This window comes from Limobrevibacterium gyesilva, from assembly GCF_025989185.1.
GTDB classification, from domain to species: Bacteria; Pseudomonadota; Alphaproteobacteria; order Acetobacterales; family Acetobacteraceae; genus Limobrevibacterium; species Limobrevibacterium gyesilva.
Genome location: NZ_JAPDNT010000007.1, coordinates 167,719 through 185,558, shown reverse-complemented (window position 1 = coordinate 185,558; position 17,840 = coordinate 167,719). Strand labels below are relative to the sequence as shown.

Here is a 17,840-nt window from a genome sequence, read left to right as displayed (position 1 = left end):
CGACGCATCCGCCCCGCCCAGTCCGTCGGCGGCGCCCGAGCTGCGCCGCGCGGACGCCCCGCCGCCGCGCCCTGCGCCCGCGCAAGTGCAATCCAAAGTGCCGGCGCCGCCACCCCCGGCCGCAGCGCTGTCGCGCGCCGAGCCCGCACCCCCGCCGCCAAGCCTTGTGGATGTGCCGCAGGAACCAACGAAAGCGCGCCCCGCTCCCGCCACCCTGGCCGCGGCTCCGGTGCTGCTGCCAGTGCCGCTCCCGGAACCCGAACCACCACCCGTCTTCACCAGCGCACCCGCGCCTGCCGTCCCGCCGCGCACCGAAACGCGCCGGACCCGCGTCGAGGTCGTCGCCGAGGAACCGCCCGCCCCCGCCCCGCAGGCCCCGGCGCGAACCGCGCCCGCCACCGCCGACTCCGTCTCGCGCATCGGCCCGCTCGCCCCGCGCCGCCGCGCGCACCTGATCTTCGGGCTGAGGCGGAGGTGAGGCCATGGCACTCGCCGACCTCTCGCTCGTCACGCGCAGCCTGCGCACGCTCATCGACCTCAACGTGCGCCGGCTGATGGGCGGCGTGCCGCCGGGCGCCATCGCCATCACCACGCAGCCGCCCGAGCGCGTCGGCGCCGCGGTAAATACGCTGAACCTGCACCTCTACCACGTCGCCGAGGACCGGTTTTACCGCAACGCCCCCGGCCCCGGCAGCGACGTGCGCAACATCGCCCGCGCACCGATGGCGCTGGCGCTGTTCTATATCCTCACCGCCCATCACGAGCAGAACCCGGACATCGACGCGCTGACCCAGCAGCGGCTGATGGGTTTCGCGCTGAAGACGCTGCACGACTACCCCATCGTCGGCGACGCCCTGCTCATCGACGCCGGCGCTGGCGCCGGGCCCGAGCCGGTTCTCGATCCCGCGCTGCAGGGCGAGGACAACCCGCTGCAGATCATCCTGCGGCCGCTGACGCCCGAGGATACGCTCGCTTTCTGGTCCACTGACGACCAGCAGACCGCCCGCCTGTCCGCCTATTACGAAGTGCGCGTCATCCTGCTCACCCCCGACCCGCCGCAGCGCTTCCCCGGCATCGTCCTGTCCATCGGCCAGTATGTCCGCCAGCTCGGCACGGCCAGCCTCGCCGGCAGCCGCTCCACGGTGCATTTCACCCTGCCGGTGGCGGCCGGCGGCGGCCCTCAGCAGGTCGACGTCGATCCCGCCCGGGTCCAGCTCGACCCGGGCTCCCTCCCGCCGAACGACGCGGTCACGCTCACCGGCACCAACCTCACCGGCGGCATTGCCCACAGCCTCGTGCTGCGCAACGCCGTCTGGCGCGGCCTCGCTCCGCCGGTGGAGCGCATCGAGCTGGACCCCACGCTGAACCCGGCCTGGGAGCTTGCCATCACTACCGGCCGGATCGATTTCCGCGCGCAGCCGACGGTTGCGTTCATCGACAACGGCGTGCCGCGCGTGGCCGCCGTGCTGCCCGGCATCTACGCCGCCTCGGTGCGCATCATCGCCGGCGACCGGGTCTTCAACGGCCAGCGCCGCGTCGCCGGCGCTGAGAGCAATGCCATCGCCTTCGCCGTCGGCCCGCGCATCGCCAGCCACGGTCCGCCGGTGGCCGGCCGCATCCGCATCGACATCGTGCCCGCCTTCGACCTCTCCCTGCCGGCCATCGCGGTCGAGTTGGTGGTGCAGGGCGAGGCTTATGTCCGCCTGCCCGCCTTCACCGGCAACCCCGCCATCGACGACGGCGCCTTCGTCGTCGATCCCGCGGGGCTGGTGCTGCAGGCGCTGTTCAACCCGCTGCTGCCCGGCTTCCACGCGGTCCGTCTCGTCGCCAACGGGGCCGAGGCCCAGCCGTTCTGGATCGAGACCTGAGCGATGGCCGCCGCACCCGCGCCGCTCATCCCCGAGACCGCACCCGACGCCCAGGCGCCCGATCGCGTCCTGGCACTCATCGTGGCGCGCGTTCGCATGGCGCTGCAGGGCGAGGCCGGGCCGGCCCGCGCGGCGCTGGAGGCTGCCCTTGGCGGTCCCGCCGGGGCAAGGCGGTTGCGCATGGCCGAGGTGTTCGGCCTCTCGAACGGTGCGATGGACCTGCTCGACCTCGCCCTCGCTTTGGCCGCCGATCCGGGCCTTGCGGAAGCCTACGCCACGGCCCAGGGCGCATCGCACCGGGTCTGCCCCACCGAGGCGCTGGCCCAGACCTTGTTCGGCGCCGACGACGGCCCGGTCTGGCGGGCCGGGGCGGCGCTGTCGATCTGGGGCCTGCTGGTGCCGATCGCGCGCACCGCCGGCGAGCCGGACGCCTTCGAGGCCGATCCGCGCGTGGTCGACTGGCTGCGCGGCGTGCTGGGGCTCGATGCGCCGCTGGTCGGCCGCGCGCACCTGATCGAGCTTCACCCACCTTTCGCCGCCTGGCCCGTCGCCGCCACCGCGCGTGATGCCGCCCGCGCGACCGAGCGCAGCGCAGCCGTGCGCGTGGTCGTCGCCGGCCCCACCGGCAGCGGCCGCGCCAGCTTCGCCGCCGTGGTGGCATCGGCGTTCCGCCGGCGCGCGCTCGCCATCGATGCCGCCGGCGCCGAGGATTTTCCTGATCTGCTGATGCGCGCCCGCCGCTTGGCGCGCATGGCCGACCTTGCTTTGGTCTGGCGCGACCACGAGGGGATTGCCCTCTCCGCGCACCCCCAGGCCGCCCCGCTCGAATTCGTCACCACCGGCCCGCGCGCCCGCGCGACACCTGTCGAGGGCACCGCCGACCTCGTGGTGAAGCTGCCGCAACCCACCCGCGACGAACGGCGCGAGCTGTGGCGCCGCCTGGTGCCTTCCGCCGCAGCCTGGCCCGCCGCTTCGTTCGATGCCCTCACCACCCGCCCCGGCGTCACCGTGGGCGACATCGTCGCGGTGGCCCACAGCGCACCCGACGGGCCGGCCCAGGCCGCCGACCGCCTGCGCGCCCGCGCGCGCGCTCGTCTCGGCGAGGTCAGCCGCGCGCTCACGCCGCGCCTGCGTTGGGACGACCTGGTGCTGCCCGCCCTCACCCGCGAGGCGCTGGAGGAAATCGCCTTCGAGGCCGGCGCCCGCGCCCGCCTGCTGGCCGAGCCCGAACCCGGCCGCCTCTACGCCCGCGGCGGCGGGCTCGCAGTGCTGTTCAGCGGCCCGCCCGGCACCGGCAAGACCATGGCGGCCGAGGCCATCGCCGACTCGCTCGGCGCCGATCTCCTGGTCGTGGATCTCGCCGCCACGGTGTCGAAATATATCGGCGAGACCGCCAAGAACCTCTCGCGCGTGTTCGAGGAAGCCGCGTCCTCCGGCGCCATCCTGCTGTTCGACGAGGCCGACGCGCTGTTCGCCAAGCGCAGCGAAATCAAGGACTCGCACGACCGCTACGCCAACACCGACACCAACCACCTGCTGCAGCTGCTCGAGGTGTTCGACGGTCTCGCCATCCTCGCCACCAACCGGCGCTCGAACATGGACCCCGCCTTCGTGCGTCGCATCCGCCACGTCGTCGAGTTCGCCCGACCCGGTGCCGTCGAGCGGCGGACCATGTGGCGCCGTGCCGTGGCCGCCCTCGCCGGCGCCGAGCACACCAACTCCCTCGCCACGGTCCTCGACGCCTTCGCCGACCAGCATGAGCTGACGGCAGCCCAGATCAAGAACGCCGCTCTGACCGCGCGCTACGCCGCCATGCGCGACCGCTGCGCCATCACGCAAGCCCATCTCCAGCGCGGCCTCGCCCGCGAACTCGCCAAGGACGGCCGCCCGGTCGACGCACCGGCGCGGCCGACGCGGGACCGCCATGCCTGAGACCGGTTACTCCCAGACCGCAAAGGTCCATCGCGGCGCGCTGGTGCAGCTCGTGCCCGACATTGTCGGCGTCGTGCCCAACATCGTCGCCTTCCAGTACAACCCCGAAAAGATCACCCGCGGCCTGGAGCCGTGGAACCCGTTCGAGGTGGACCAGACCAAGCGCGGCGCCCAGGCGCCCACGGTGCAGCCCTACGACCCCGAGGAAAGCTTCAGCTTCACGCTGGAGTTCGACGCCGCCGACGGGCTGGAGGAAGGCAACCCCCTGGCCACGACCACCGGCATCGCCGCCCGTCTGGCCGCGCTGAAGAAGCTCACTTTGCCGACCAAGGGCCTGCTCGGCGACCTCGCCGCCAGCGCCCAGGCCCTGTTCGGCGGCCCTTCGGCGCAGGCGGTGCGCCCGACCGTGCCGATCCTGCTGCTGGTGCTCGGCCCCGGCGTCATCCTGCCGGTGCGCATCACCAAGCTGTCGTTCGAGCAGATCCTGTTCTCGCCGCTGCTCTACCCGCTCCAGGCCACCGCCACGCTCGACCTGCGGGTGCTGACCCCGGAAGTCTTCAAGTGCCGCGTCGATACCCCCGCGCGGATCGCCATCGCCGCCTATGAATTCACCCGCCTGCAGGACGACGCGCTGGCGATCGCCAACCTCGCCGGCAGCCTCGACGACATCCGCGGCGTGCTGCCGTTCTGAGAAGGAAACCGAGATGGCCGTGTTCGATCCCGACAGCCGCTACGTCCGCTTCGCCAGCGTCTACACCGCGACTGACCGGCGCGGCCGCAGCGTGCAGGCGCTCACCGCAGCGCTCGTTCCGCCGCAAACCACGCTCGGCCAGCACCAGCGCCGCGACGGCCAACGGCTCGACCATCTCGCCGCCTTCTATCTCGGCGACGCCAACGGCTTCTGGCGCATCGCCGAAGCGAACGGCGCGGTCCTGCCCGACGCGTTGGCGGGAGCCCGCATCCTGACCATCCCGACGCCGAGGTGACACCATGGGCTTCGGCGCCGTCATCACCTCGGGACCCGCCAACACGCCGCTCGGCGACGACCTCGTGCAGTGGCTGGTCGAGGCGCGCGTCGAGCAGGAACTCTCCGCTCCCACCCGCTTCGCCATCCGCTTCGAGGAGGATACCTGCGAAGGCAAACCCGCGGTGCTGAAAGCCGCGGAGATCAAGCCCAACACGCTGATCGCCATCCTGGCCCCGGCCGGCAACGGCGTCACCTGCCTTGTCCGCGGCCCGGTCACCCAGGTGAAGTTCTCGGTCCAGCTGGGCGTCGCCGGCTCCTGGGTCGAGATCCACGGCGAGGACCGGCGCGTGGAGCTCGACCGCGCCTGCATCCAGGCCGCCTGGCGCGGCCTCGCCTCCACCGCCGCCACCAGGATCCTCGCCGCCTACGGCTTCGTGCCGGACGTGCAGGCGACGACGAAGCTCTATGCCGACACCGATCACACGCTGAACCAGAGCGGCAGCGACCTTTCCTTCATCGAGCAGATCGCGCGCGAGAACGGCTTTGAACTGTGGATCGAATACGGCCGCAACCTGCCCGCCCCCCTCCCCGGCGCGCCGATCGCCATCACCGAAACGGCGCTGCTGAAGCCCTCCCCGCCCCGCGGCGCCACGCCCGGGGTCGCGGTCCTGCTGGCCCCGCCCAGCGCCCCCACGCTGCGTGTGAACGTGCCGCCCGACCAATGCCCCAACGTCACCGCGGTCCAGGTCAACACCGACGTGGAACGCCCCAACGCCGCCAAAGGTGCGGCCGTCGACCCGCGCACCGGCCGGCTCGACCGCACCCAGGCCACCGACCCGCAGCCCGGCGTCGGCAACGGGCCGCGGCTGGTGCAGATCGACGGCGTCAAGCGCGAGCTCTGCGTCACCACCGCGGGCGGCGCCGACGAGCTGCAGGGCAAGCAGGAAGCGGCACTGATCGAAGCCGGCTGGTTCGTCGAGGTCACCGCCAGCACCACCGCGCACATGCTCGGCGGCGTGCTCAAACCGCACGACGTGGTGCCGATAGACGGTATCGGCGACGCCTATTCCGGCCCCTACCAGGTGAAGAGCGTCACGCATGTCATCAACGCCGCCGACCATTTCATGGAATTGCGGCTGCGCAGCAACATCGGCAACAGGGATTGAGCCATGGCGGACGATGGGTTGGACCCCGGACGCGACGCGGAGCGGATGTTCCAGGCCATCGGCGGCCGGTTCTTCGGCAAGTACCGCGGCCTCGTGGTGAGCAACACCGACCCCACCAGCCGCGGCCGGCTGCAGGTGCAGGCCCCGGCCGTGATGGGCGAGGAATCCGTCTGGGCCGCCCCCTGCGTGCCCTATGCCGGCGACAGCGTCGGCTTCTTCGCCCTGCCGCCGGTCGGCGCCGGCGTCTGGGTGGAGTTCGAGGCCGGCGACCCGTCCTACCCGATCTGGACCGGCTGCTACTGGACCGACGGCCAGATCGACGCCGCCGACGCGCTGCCCACGGTCAAGTTCTTCAAGACCGACGCGTTCACCCTCCGCATCGACGACGCCCAGGGCGAAATGGTCATCGAGACCGCCACCGGCTCGCGCATCACCATCAACGCCACCGAGATCAAGCTGGAGGCGCTGCAGGTCACCCAGTCGGCGCAGGGCTGCAAGACCGCGCTCACCCCCGCCTCGTTCGACGTGAACGACGGCACGTTCACGGTGCTGCCGGGATGACCGCGCCCCTGCACGCCATCCGCTACCCCTTCGCCATCGACGCCGGCGCCGGCGCGCTGGCCGAGGAAAGCGACTACGAGACCTATATCCGCCAGCTCATCCGCCAGGTGCTGCTGACCGCGCAGGGCGAGCGCATCAACCGCCCCGATTTCGGCGCCGGTATCCGCAAGCTGGTGTTCGCGCCCGCCTCGCCCACCACCGCCTCGCTGAGCCAGACCTTGGTCTACCAGGCGCTGTCCAACTGGCTCGCCAACCTCATCCGCGTCGAGCAGGTCTCCGTCGCCGCCATCGAGGAGCGCATCCAGATCAACGTCGCCTACACCGTGGTCGCCCAGGGCGAGCGCCGCTTCCTCAACGTGGAGGTGACGCTCTGATGTCCGGCTTCGACCGCCGCACCGCGCTCTGCCGCCAGCCCGCCCCGGCGCGGGTCACCGGCATCGACTTCGTGCAGGTGGTCGATCCGCATGACCAGCACGTGCTGCGTGTCTTCTTCCTCATCGACCCCGACACGCTGGCGGTCCCGATGGTCGCCACCGCCGCGATGCCGGTCGATGCCAGCCCCGCTTTGGTGACGATCGTCAGCATCTCCGGCGGCGAGACGCTGGCGGCGGCCGTGGTGGTCCGGGCGACCTGGATGTCGGTGCCCACCGATGCCGGCCCGCGCACCGTCCTCGAAGTGCAGGTCGCCGAACCGGGCGACTTCTCGATCTACCGGCTGACGGTGCAGGACGCCCGCGTCGATCGCTGGTTCAACGCCGTCGCCTTCTCGTTCAAGCAGGGCTGCCCGTCCGACCTCGACTGCGCCCCGGTGACGGAGTGCCGCGAGGAGGACGCGCCGGAGCCGCGCATCGACTACCTCGCCCGCGACTTCACCAGCTTCGGCAACGCCCTGCTCGACTTCGCCGCCGCCAACTGGCCGCAATGGCGCGAGCGCGTGCCCGCCGATGCCGGCGTGATGCTCATGGAGCTGCTGGCCGCGCTAGGCGACGAATTCTCCTACATCCAGGATCGCGCCGCCCGCGAAGCCTATCTGGACACGGCCACAGAAGGCCGCTCGCGCCGTGGTCTCGCCCGCCTCGTGGACTACCGCCCCGATCCCGGACGCAGCGCCACCACCCTGCTCGCCATCGCGGTCACGGCGGGCGGCGGCTTCGCAGCGGCCGGAACGCCGGTCTGGGCGGTGCGCGAAAGCACGCCGCCGCTCATCTTCGAGCTCGGCACCAGCGTCGCCGACCGGCTCGGCGGATGGCAGTTCTGGGTGCAGTCCGCCTGGAACGCGATCCCGCTGCATCCGCTCGACGACACGCCAGACGGACGCTGCCTGCCAGTGGGCGCCACCGAGGCATATCTTGTCGGCCACGTCCCCACCCTCGGCCAGCTTCCGGTCGGCGATCCCTCCGTCGACCCCGCCAACCCCGGCGCTTTCTGGATCGGCAAATGGGTGATCCTGCGATCGACCCCCGCCGACCCTTCGCTGCCGGCGCGGCGCTGGCTGATACAGATCACCGCGGTCGAGCAGACCGAGGACCCGCTGTTCTTGGTCGACGCCAACGGCAATCCCGACCCGAACGGCAATCCGCTCGACATCACCCGCATCGCCTGGGACCCGGCGCAGGCGCTGCCGTTCGAGCTGTGCCAGGACGAGACCGCCCTGCTCGGCAACATCGTCCCGGCGATTGCCGGCGCCAGCGGCAGCGAGGTGTTCCGCATCGGCGCCTGGACCCCGGCCGAACCCCAGGCCGCTGCCCTGCTGCCGCGCGCGGTCGAACGCCAGGGCGTGTACGACGCACAGAGCGCCGGCCGCCGCCTGGTGCTGCGTTGGAGCCCGCGCCGCACCGAGGCGGCGGGCCTCGCCTGGCTCGATCCGCTGACACCCGACATTGTGCTGCGTGAAGTGGAACCCGCGGGCGGCGGCTTCGTTCCGGTGCCGGGCGCCGATGCCTGGGAGTACCAGCCAAGCCTGATCGATGCTCTCCCGGACGCCCCCGTCTTCACCCTCGAAGAGGGAACGTGGCGCGAGATCATCCGCTTCGAGCGCATCGGCGAGACCATCGTGCACGAGGACTACGCCAGCGGCGCCGGCTTCACCCTGCGCTTCGGCGACGGCGCGTTCGGCCGCGCACCGCCGGACGGCACGCTGTTCGAGGTGCTCTACCGCACCGGCCCCGCCCCCGGCGCGAGCCTCGCCGATGCCAACCTCGCCGCCGACAGCGTCACCATGCTGGTCGAGCCCGGCTCGCAACCGCCGAACCAGCCGCTGGCGCTGGCCAGCGCCGTCACCAACCCGCTGGCCATCACCAGCGGCAGCGACCCGGAACCGCCCGACACCACCCGCATCCTCGCCCCCGAGGCCTGGCGCGCGCGGCCGCTGCGCGCGGTGCGCGACGAGGACTACCGCGCCATCGCCGCGCGCGAGCTGGACTGGGTGCAGCGCGCCGGCGCCCAGGCGCGCTGGACCGGAAGCTGGCTCACCGAGTTCGTCACCGCCGACCCCGAAGGCGCCTTCGCCCTGTCGGAGGCCCACCGCGAGGAACTGGCCGACCTCGTGGACGGCATCCGCCAGGCCGGGCGCGAGGCCTTCGTCGTCGATCCCGACTTCATCTCCATCGACCTCGACATCAGCATCTGCGTGCAGCCCGGGCACTACCCCGGCGACGTGGAGCAGCGGGTGACCGAGGCGTTGACGGGCCGCCGCCGGCCGCACCGCAAGCCCGCCTTCTTCGACCCCGACAACTTCACCTTCGGCGACCCGTTGCGCCGCTCGGCGCTGGAGGCGGCGGTGCAGGCGGTGCCGGGCGTGCACGGCGTCGAGCAGATCCTGATCCGCGCCCGCCGCATCACCGACTGGCGCCCATTCGACGAACCGGACTTCACCATCGGCGCCAACCAGATCATCCGCCTGCAGAACGACGCCAACCTGCCCGAACGCGGGTCCCTGGCGGTCCACGCCCGTACGGGAGCCTAGGCCATGCCCGATCCCTGCTGCCCCTGCGACGCCACCCAGCATCCGCCGCCGCCGGACATCCCGCCCGGGCTCGCTTCGCTGCCGCGGCAATGGGCGGGCTTCGTGGAATACCGCCGGGCGATGCTCGCGGGCATTCCCGCGCATCCTGCCCTCGCGTCCTGGCGCGCGCGCGGCGCCGGCGACCTCGGCGTCATGCTGCTGGAGATGTGGGCCTATGTGCTCGACGTCGTCGGGTTCTACGACGCGCGCATCGCCGACGAGAGCTATATCCGCACCGCGAAGCTGCCGCTGTCCGCGCAACGGCTCGTGCGCCTGCTCGGCTACCGGCCGAAGCCTGCCGTCTCCGCCGCCGCCACGCTGGCCCTGGTCGCCGACGGCGCCGACTCCGTGGTGCTGCCGCCCGGCACCGCGTTTCGTTCCGAGGCGTTCGGCGACGAGCCGCCGCAGGTCTTCGAGATCACCGCCAGCACTACCATCTGGCCACAGCGCAACACCTGGCGCCTCGCCCCGGTGCGCGGGGACGTTTTCGCCGGGCGGCTGCTGTTCGCGCAGGGAACGGCGCGGCTTGCGGTCGGGCAGGTCGTCGTGCTCTCCGGCGCCGGCATACGCCTCGCCGCGCGGGTCAGGACGCTCGCCTCCGAGCGCGCGCTGGACGGCGCCACCTATGTGCGCGCTGACCTCGATCCACCCCCGACCGCGCTTGCCGGCACCGCGCTGTCGGACATCGCCATCGTGGCGCTGACGCAGCAGGCCAGTCCCAATCCCGTCTCCCCCTCGCCGTCGCTGACTGCAGGCCCCACCGCGTCGATCACGCTCGACCGCGTCTATCCCCAGTTGAGCACCGGCGACGTGGTGGTGGTCCAGACCGCCGGCGTGCTGATGGCCGCGACCATCGCCGCCATCGAGATCGACCTCGTCGCAGTGCCAACCGTGACGTCGGCGGCCATCGCGCTCCGCCGCTTCGCCGCGAGCGCCGTGGATACGTCACCGCACCCGGCGATGCCGGTCACGCGGGTGTCGCTGGCGCTGCGCGCCGCGCCGCCCGCCGGCTGGGCCAACGCCTTCCTGATGCGCTTCGGCAGCATCGACGGCGGCACGCCGACCCTGCCGGCGAAGACGCGCATCGCCATGCCAGACGTCGTGCCCACGGCCGCACTTGCGGGTCCGGTGGAACCGCTCGGGGCCGCCCCGGGGCCGGCTGCGGTGCTCGCCAAGGGGACGGAGGCGGAGGGCCCGAAGATCCGCGGCAGCGTTTCCGTGGATGCGGCCGGCAACGGCCTGCTGCAGCCCGCCAGCGACGCCACGCCATTCGCGCCGCTGCGCACGCCCGTCGATCTCTACGGCAATCTCGTGGAAACCACGCGCGGCGAGACCGTCGCCAACGAGATCCTGGGTTCCGCCGATGCGACGCAGGCCTTCCAGAGCTTCACGTTGCAGAAGAAGCCGCTGACCTACCTGCTCGACACCGCCTCGCCCGATCACACGCGGGCCGCGCTGGAACTGCGCGTGAACGGCATCCTCTGGCAGGAGGCGCCCAGCTTCTTCGACGCCGGCCCCACCGACGAGGTCTATGTCGTCCGCCGGGACCCCGACCAGACCGCACGCGTCATCTTCGGCGACGGCATCCGCGGCGCCCGGCCATCCTCGGGCGTCGGCAACGTCACCGCCACCTACCGCTTCGGCGCGGGTGCGGCGAAACCGCCCGCCGGCACCATCACCCAGGTGGCGCGGCAGGTGAAGGGGCTGCGCAGCGTGTTCAACCCGCTGCCCGCCCGCGGCGGCGCCGACGCCGAGGGCGCGGGCATCCTGCGCATCGCCGCCCCGCGCAGCGCGCTGACCCTCGGCCGCGCCGTCTCGCTGGACGATTTCGAGGCGCTGGCTCGCGGCTTTCCCGGTATCGTCAACGCCGCGGCGGCCTGGGCCTTCGACGGATCGTTGCAGCGCGCCAGCGTGAAGATCTGGATCATCGCCGACGGCGGCGACCCGTCGGGCGACCTGCGCGCCAACCTGCGCGGCAATGCCGATCCGCAGGTGCCGATCGTGGTCACGCCGGCAACGCCGGTTCCGATCGACCTGCGCGTGTCGCTGGAAATCAGCGGCCGCTACGACCCCGCCACCGTCCGCCCGGCGGCCAAGGCGGCGCTGGTCGATCCGCAATCCGGCCTGCTGGCGCCGGCCAACGTCGCGATCGGCCGCCCGCTGTTCCGCAGCGAGATCACCGCGCGGCTGCTCGCCGTGCCCGGCGTCCTTGGCGCCACCGTCATGCTCGCGGGCGCGCTGGCACCGGTGGCGTTCATGCCCGGCGAGGGAAGCTATCCCGACGCCGCCGGCCTGCTGGTGGAGTGAGGCGCCATGGCACTCGCCCCGCAGCCCGTCCTGCGCCCCGCCGACGACCGCTACGCGCGCTACTACGCCGAGAAGCTGTGGGACTGGATCCCCGAGATCTACCGCACCGAGGACGGCCAGGCGCAGAACCCAGGCGTGCTGCGCGCCATCGTGGAGCTCATCGCCGAGCAGGCCGCGATCGCCCGGCGCAGCGTGGACCGACTGTGGGAGGATGCGGAGATCGACACCGCCGACGACTGGGCGGTGCCGTATATCGGCGACCTCGTCGCGACCAGGCTGATTTCCGCGCTGAACCTGCAAGGGCGGCGCGCGGATGTTGCCAAGACGATCTTCTACCGCCGCCGCGCCGGCACGCCGCTGGTGCTCGAAACCCTCACCCGCGACATCGGCCGCTGGGACGCCGCCGTGGTCGAGGCGTTCAAGCGCCTCGCGCGCACCCGCCACGGCCTTGATCCCGAACCCGACCCATTGCGCGGGCCGGTCACGCTGACGCCGCCCGGCGGGCTCGCCGATCTGCGCGCGGCGCGAGCCAGCGAGCTGGTGGACGGGGCGTTCGACGAATTCGCCCACACCGCTGATTTCCGCCGGCTCGCGGGCCTGCTGGGCCGGCTGAACATCCCCAAGGTGAACGTCCACGTCTTCCGCCAGAGCGCGTTCCGGGTGACCCACGCCACTGCGCTCGACCTCGGCGCCGAGCGTTTCGTGATCGACCCGTCCGGCCGCGACGTGCCGTTGTTCCGGCCCGGCCTGCGCGGCGACCCGCTGGCCTGGCGGCCCGCGCGCGAATGGGAGGAGATGGCCCCGATCCCCTGCCGGCTACTCAACGCCGCCAACTACCTGCTGACGCAGGACGGCGTGCCGGCGGGACTGGAGCCGCAGCTCGCCCCGCTGGTCGCCCAGCTCGTGCGCGGGGCGGCACGGCTGCGGGCGACGGTCGCCGCTCTGCTCGGCGCCCCGCCGCTGCCCGATATCATGGCGGAGATATTCGCCAATTCCATCACCGCGGACTCGCCCAAGCGCAACCTCATTCCCGATGCGGTGGCGCTGACGATCGGCACCAATTCGGGTGCCGCACCGCTCGGGCCGGACCGCATCGTCGCCGGCGATCTCGGGCGCTGGGGAACCGGGCTGGCGCCGCCGCCGGAGGCGCTGCTGCTCGTCGATCCCGTGCGCGGCCGCATCCTGCTCACCGCCCCGCCCGGCCCCGGCGAGGCGCTGTTCGTCGCGGCCACCCATTACGGAGGCTTCGGCGCGGTCGGCGCGGGCACCTATGACCGCCGCGCCGGGCTAGCCACCGCCAACGTCACGGTTTTCAACCCCGGCCCGCAGGACGGCAACGGCAACGACCTCGCCCCCGGCCCGGTCACCGGCTTCGCCCTGCCGCTCGACGGCGTGCACGAATTCGCCGACAGCAAGACCTATGTGCCGGACGCGCCGCCCGGCAACGTGCTCGGTCCCGTCAACGTCCTCACGCTGCAGGCCGCCGACCGCACCCGCCCCTATATCCGCCTGGTGCCCGATGCCGGCGCGACCAGCCTCACCATCGCCGGCCCCGCCGTGCCGACCCCGCCGCGCGCGCTCACGGTGGACGGGCTGTGGATCGGCATCCTGCCCAGCGGCCTCGCCGACCAGCCTTTGCCGACCGAGGACAGCCTGTGCGTGCCGGTCGAAACGGTCCTCGTCATCGACGGCGTGTTCGACCGCGTCACCATCAGCCGCGCCACGCTTGACCCGGGCGGCGAACGCGCCCGTCTCGATCCGCTGATCGGCCGGCCCATCCCCTATGTCGCGCTGGAAGTCCGCGGCCAGGTGGGGGAACTGGTCATCGAAGGTGCCATCCTCGGCCCGATCCACGAGGCGACGGCGGCCGGCGACCCGTGCTCGATCGGCCGCCTCGTCATCAGCGATTCCATCGTGCAGAGCCTGACCGGCGAGCCTGCCATCGCCACCCGCGTCGCCGCGGTCTCGCTCGCGCGCACGACCGTCTTCGGCGACGTCCACGTGGACCGGCTGGACGCCACCGACAGCCTGATCCAGGGCGTGGTGCGCGTGGTCGACAACCAGCACGGCTGCTTCCGCTTCTCCGCCGCCGCCGACGCGCCCGACGCGCGGCTGCCGCAGCAATACGAATCGCAGCTCTTCCCCGACGGTGTGCCGAACCATTGGTTCGTCTCCCGGCGCTTCGGCGCCCCCGGCTACGCCCAGCTTTCCGAGACCTGCCCCGCCACCGTGTGCCGCGGCGGCGAGAACGGCGCCGAGATGGGCGTCTTCAACCAGGTGCTCGACGCCATCCGACGCGACGACGTGCGCACGAAGCTCGATGAGTTCGCCCCGATCAGCGTGATCGCCGACCTGGTCATCGAGACCTGAAGGAGACTCAAGATGTCGAGCGTGGACATTTCCCGCAAGCTGTTCCAGCCCGCCAAGCATTATGCCGGCGCGGTCTACCAGCAGGGCCGCGTGACGCTCGACAGCGACCAGAACGAGAATGCGATGCTGGCCGGCGAGGAATTGCGGCGCCTGATCTTCGAGGCGATCTGCGGCGGCGGCTCGCCGAATGGCGGCTTTACCGTCGGCAGCGTCACCACCGCCCCGCGGCCCGACGATCCCCAGGTGCTGACCTACGATTTTCCCCTCGGCGCCGGCTCGTTCTATCTCGGCGGCCTGCGCTTCGAGGCGGGGGCGGCGGAGACCTTCCTGGGCCAGAGCGACTGGCTGCAGATCGCACCCGACGGCGGCCTGCCGGCCCCGCCAACCGCCGCCGACCTTGCCGGCGGCCATCGCAACGACCTCGTCTGGCTGGAAGCGTGGGAACAATGCGTCACCGCCACCGAGGACAGCGAGATCCTCGAACGCGCTTTGGGCGGCCCTGACACCACCGCCCGCCTGCGTCGCATGCGCCGCGTGCACGTGACCACCGGCACCGCGGGCGACTGCGCCGCCGCCTTCGCCGCCCTGGAGGCGGGCCTCGCACTAGGCGCAACCGTCGATGCCGACACCGGCGAGGTCGTTTCCGCCACCACCCTGACCATCGGCTTCGATCCCGCGGGCATCACCGAGGACCCCTGCAAGCCGGCCACCCATGCCGGCTTCCTCGGCGCCGACAATCAGGCGTTCCGGGTGCAGATCACCGCACCCGGCCGGTTCATCTGGGGTGCCGACAACGCCTCGCCGCTGTACCGCGTGCAGGCGCAGCCGTTCCAGGAGCCGGGCGGCGGCACCACGCTGCGGCGCATCCACTTCCTCACCCCGCCGCGCGACCAGGCGCATTTCCCGCTGGCCGGCCAGGCGATCGAAGTGCTGCGCTGGGGCGCGCTGCTGCCCAACGGCGAGAAGGTCGCGGAGCCCACAGGGATGCTCGCGACCGTCGAGCGCAGCTACGACCCCGACGACCAGTCCATCGTCATCGCCACCGCCGTGCCACAGGCCTGGCTCGACTGGTTCACCGGCCCGGGCGCGCACGCGCTCAGCAACCGCGACCCGGTGGAGGATCGCCAGTATTTCTTCCTCCGGCTGTGGACCGGCGGGTCCGGCCAGGCGGCCACGCCGGACCTTGGCTTCACGGTCAACACCGCGCAGACGCTGGGTGGCACCGGCCTCACCGTCACCTTCTCCGACACCGGCCGGCCCAGCGATTACTGGGTCGTCGCGGCACGCCCGAACACGCCCGATATCGTCGTGCCCTGGGCGCTGCAGCAGGGCCTGTCGCCGATGGGGCCACGGGTGTTCCTCACACCGTTGGCGATCATTACCTGGAGCCTCGATGCCAACGGCAACCCGGCGCCGACCCCGCATGACTGCCGCCACCGCTTCCGCCCGCTGTGCGAGATGGGCGGCTGCTGCACCGTCACGGTCGGCGACGGACAGGCCTCGTTCGGCGATGTCGGCTCGATCCAGCAGGCGATCGACCTGCTGCCCGCGGGCGGCGGCGAGATCTGCATGCTGCGCGGCACCTATGCCGGGAACGTCCTCATCGACGGGCGCAGCAACATCACGATCACCGGCTGCGGCCCGGACAGCCTGCTGACCGGCACGGGCAGCGCGCTCATCACCGTCAGCAACTCCAGCGACATCCGCATCCGCGCGCTCGGATTCGCCGCCCCCACGGTCCCGGCAATCCACCTGGACGGCAACGACACCGCACCGGTCATCCGGACCATGCTCGAGGCGCTGGCCATCAGCGCCCGCGACACGGTGGCGGTGATCGGCACCGGGCTGCGCGGCGCCGAGGTGCTGGGCTGCGGCATCGACCTTCAGCCGCTTGCCGCCCCCCTCGGCGGCAACACGCAGACCGACCTGCAGCCCGCCGTCTATCTCGCCGGCGACGACCTGCGCGTCGAGCGCTGCCGCATCGAGGTGGACGCGGCGGCGCAGCGCCAGAGCCAGCCGCTCGGCGGCCTGCAGATCGGCGGCGGCTCGCGGCGCGTGCGCATCCGCGACAACCTGATCCGCCGCGGCAACGGCCACGGCATCATCCTCGGCAGCGTGCGCTTCGTGCACGCCGACCCGGCCGGCATCGGCGGTGCCGCGCGCGGCGACCTCATTGCCGACCTGCCGGTCGGCGTCAGAGGCCAGGGCGCGTTCACCTCGATCGGCCTGACGGTCAGTGTGGACGACAACGGCTGCATCACCATCGATCCCGATCCGGGCGGCGGAACCGATGACGGCACGCCTCTCGTCCCCGTCTCAGAAGGCGCGCTGGTCGACGTGGCCATCCTCGACAACAGCATCGCGCAGATGGGCGCCTGCGGCATCTCCGTCGTCCGCTTCTTCGACCTGTCGCGGGCGGCGGACTACATCTCCGTCGAGGGTCTGGAGATCACGCATAACCGCATCACCGCCTGCATGGCGCTCGACGTGCCGACGCTCACGGACGACCAGCGCGTCCACGCGGCGTTCGGGGGCATCACCCTTGCATTCTGCGAGCGGCTGGTGGTGCGCGACAACGTCGTCGCAGATTGCGGCAACACCGCCGGCGACCCCATCTGCGGCCTGTTCGTGCTGCTGGCCGAGGGTGCGGTGGTGGAGCGCAACCGGATCAAGGACAACGGCGTCCGCTCCACCGAGACAATGCGACCCGGCAGGCGCGGCGGCGTGGTGTTCGGGCTCGTGCTGCCGGGGTCGGTGCCGTTCACCCTGCCCTTCCTCAACCGCGCTGGCCTGCGCCAGGACGGCGCGCCGGCCCTGCGCGTGCACGACAACGTGGTGGTGACGCCCGAGGGCCGTGCGCTGGAAGTCATCGCCGTGGGCCCGATAAGCGTGTGCGACAACCAGTTCACCAGCCGTGGCGGGGCGCGGCTGTTCCGCGTGCCGGTGGTTCCGTCGGCAGGGGCCGCGGGATACGGGCTGTCCACGTCGGCCCAGACCACTTACGGCGCGGTGGCGCAGAAGAATGGCGACCCGCTGCTGGCTTTCATCGACCTGCTCGGCGGACTGGTGGTGGCGATCCTGGATCTCGGATTTTCCACCGAGCTCTATTTGCAGTTCCTCGGCTTCAGCGGCCTGACCCTGGTCGATGCCGGGCCGGCCGACCGCACCACGTTCAACAGCGATGACGACGACCTGTTCTTCGGCGGCGAGGTGCTGTTCAACGCCAACCAGGTCTCGCTCGACGCGCTTGCCGCGGACGTGCAGGTGGCGGCGAGCGCCGTGTTGCTGATCAGCACCGACGACGTCGTGATGACATCGAACCAGTGCACCTGCGACCTGCTGCTCGACTTCATCCTGACCAACGCGCTCGTCTTCGGGTTCTCGGTGCACGTGGCCGACAACCGGTTCAAGGAGCCGTTGGGGCTCGGCGCGTTCAGGCCGGTGTTCCTGTCGGCGGCGACGCTCGCCCTGATGAACGAGACGGCCGACAACCAGGGCACGCACTGCTTCTACGCGCTCGGCGCCGCCTCGGTGAGCGTGCTGACGCCGAACCGCAGCATGATCGAACTGTTCCAGGCCAACGCCTGCAACGCCTTCAACCGACAGAACGCCGCCGAGAACAACAAGTATCTGGTGGGCAACGCCATCGTGCAGGGGGGATGAGC

General features: G+C 71.9%; 11 protein-coding genes and 1 pseudogene. All 12 read left to right on the top strand.

What is annotated here, in order from left to right:
• Window positions 1-478, top strand: a pseudogene (locus OL599_RS12070) (hypothetical protein); the annotation flags it as partial.
• 4 nt (window positions 479-482) lie between these two features.
• A complete protein-coding gene (locus OL599_RS12065; RefSeq protein ID WP_264714003.1) occupies window positions 483-1,868 on the top strand; it encodes a DUF4255 domain-containing protein in 1,386 nt (461 codons plus the stop codon).
• A 3-nt stretch (window positions 1,869-1,871) separates the two neighbouring features.
• The gene (locus tag OL599_RS12060) at window positions 1,872-3,800 is read left to right on the top strand and encodes an ATP-binding protein (protein WP_264714002.1); all 1,929 of its coding nucleotides are present in this window, start codon (window positions 1,872-1,874) and stop codon (window positions 3,798-3,800) included.
• Complete coding sequence (locus OL599_RS12055; RefSeq protein ID WP_264714001.1) at window positions 3,793-4,491, top strand: hypothetical protein; 699 nt, start codon at window positions 3,793-3,795, stop codon at window positions 4,489-4,491. Before OL599_RS12060 ends, OL599_RS12055 begins: the two co-directional genes overlap by 8 nt.
• 13 nt (window positions 4,492-4,504) lie before the next feature.
• Window positions 4,505-4,786 (top strand): hypothetical protein, encoded by a 282-nt coding sequence (locus OL599_RS12050; RefSeq protein ID WP_264714000.1) that lies wholly within the window; start codon window positions 4,505-4,507, stop codon window positions 4,784-4,786.
• 4 nt (window positions 4,787-4,790) lie between these two features.
• Window positions 4,791-5,933 (top strand): hypothetical protein, encoded by a 1,143-nt coding sequence (locus tag OL599_RS12045; protein ID WP_264713999.1) that lies wholly within the window; start codon window positions 4,791-4,793, stop codon window positions 5,931-5,933.
• Between the two features lie 3 nt (window positions 5,934-5,936).
• On the top strand, window positions 5,937-6,494 hold the full coding sequence (locus tag OL599_RS12040; RefSeq protein WP_264713998.1) for a phage baseplate assembly protein V: 558 nt from the start codon (window positions 5,937-5,939) through the stop codon (window positions 6,492-6,494).
• Window positions 6,491-6,868 carry a GPW/gp25 family protein gene (locus OL599_RS12035; RefSeq protein WP_264713997.1) on the top strand — a complete coding sequence of 126 codons (378 nt, stop codon included), beginning with the start codon at window positions 6,491-6,493 and terminating at the stop codon, window positions 6,866-6,868. Before OL599_RS12040 ends, OL599_RS12035 begins: the two co-directional genes overlap by 4 nt.
• Complete coding sequence (locus OL599_RS12030; protein WP_264713996.1) at window positions 6,868-9,459, top strand: baseplate J/gp47 family protein; 2,592 nt, start codon at window positions 6,868-6,870, stop codon at window positions 9,457-9,459. Before OL599_RS12035 ends, OL599_RS12030 begins: the two co-directional genes overlap by 1 nt.
• A 3-nt stretch (window positions 9,460-9,462) precedes the next feature.
• Complete coding sequence (locus OL599_RS12025) at window positions 9,463-11,805, top strand: baseplate J/gp47 family protein (RefSeq protein WP_264713995.1); 2,343 nt, start codon at window positions 9,463-9,465, stop codon at window positions 11,803-11,805.
• A gap of 6 nt (window positions 11,806-11,811) precedes the next feature.
• Entirely contained in the window at window positions 11,812-14,175 is a 2,364-nt protein-coding gene (locus tag OL599_RS12020; RefSeq protein WP_264713993.1) for a hypothetical protein, read from the top strand.
• Between the two features lie 12 nt (window positions 14,176-14,187).
• Window positions 14,188-17,838 (top strand): DUF6519 domain-containing protein, encoded by a 3,651-nt coding sequence (locus tag OL599_RS12015; RefSeq protein ID WP_264713991.1) that lies wholly within the window; start codon window positions 14,188-14,190, stop codon window positions 17,836-17,838.
• Window positions 17,839-17,840 lie beyond the last annotated feature (2 nt).

Bases quoted from the DNA above. Each gene is read 5' to 3' on its own strand.
- OL599_RS12065 (WP_264714003.1), top strand. From the start codon at position 483: ATGGCACTCGCCGACCTCTCGCTCGTCACGCGCAGCCTGCGCACGCTC.
- OL599_RS12060 (WP_264714002.1), top strand. From the start codon at position 1,872: ATGGCCGCCGCACCCGCGCCGCTCATCCCCGAGACCGCACCCGACGCC.
- OL599_RS12055 (WP_264714001.1), top strand. From the start codon at position 3,793: ATGCCTGAGACCGGTTACTCCCAGACCGCAAAGGTCCATCGCGGCGCG.
- OL599_RS12050 (WP_264714000.1), top strand. From the start codon at position 4,505: ATGGCCGTGTTCGATCCCGACAGCCGCTACGTCCGCTTCGCCAGCGTC.
- OL599_RS12045 (WP_264713999.1), top strand. From the start codon at position 4,791: ATGGGCTTCGGCGCCGTCATCACCTCGGGACCCGCCAACACGCCGCTC.
- OL599_RS12040 (WP_264713998.1), top strand. From the start codon at position 5,937: ATGGCGGACGATGGGTTGGACCCCGGACGCGACGCGGAGCGGATGTTC.
- OL599_RS12035 (WP_264713997.1), top strand. From the start codon at position 6,491: ATGACCGCGCCCCTGCACGCCATCCGCTACCCCTTCGCCATCGACGCC.
- OL599_RS12030 (WP_264713996.1), top strand. From the start codon at position 6,868: ATGTCCGGCTTCGACCGCCGCACCGCGCTCTGCCGCCAGCCCGCCCCG.
- OL599_RS12025 (WP_264713995.1), top strand. From the start codon at position 9,463: ATGCCCGATCCCTGCTGCCCCTGCGACGCCACCCAGCATCCGCCGCCG.
- OL599_RS12020 (WP_264713993.1), top strand. From the start codon at position 11,812: ATGGCACTCGCCCCGCAGCCCGTCCTGCGCCCCGCCGACGACCGCTAC.
- OL599_RS12015 (WP_264713991.1), top strand. From the start codon at position 14,188: ATGTCGAGCGTGGACATTTCCCGCAAGCTGTTCCAGCCCGCCAAGCAT.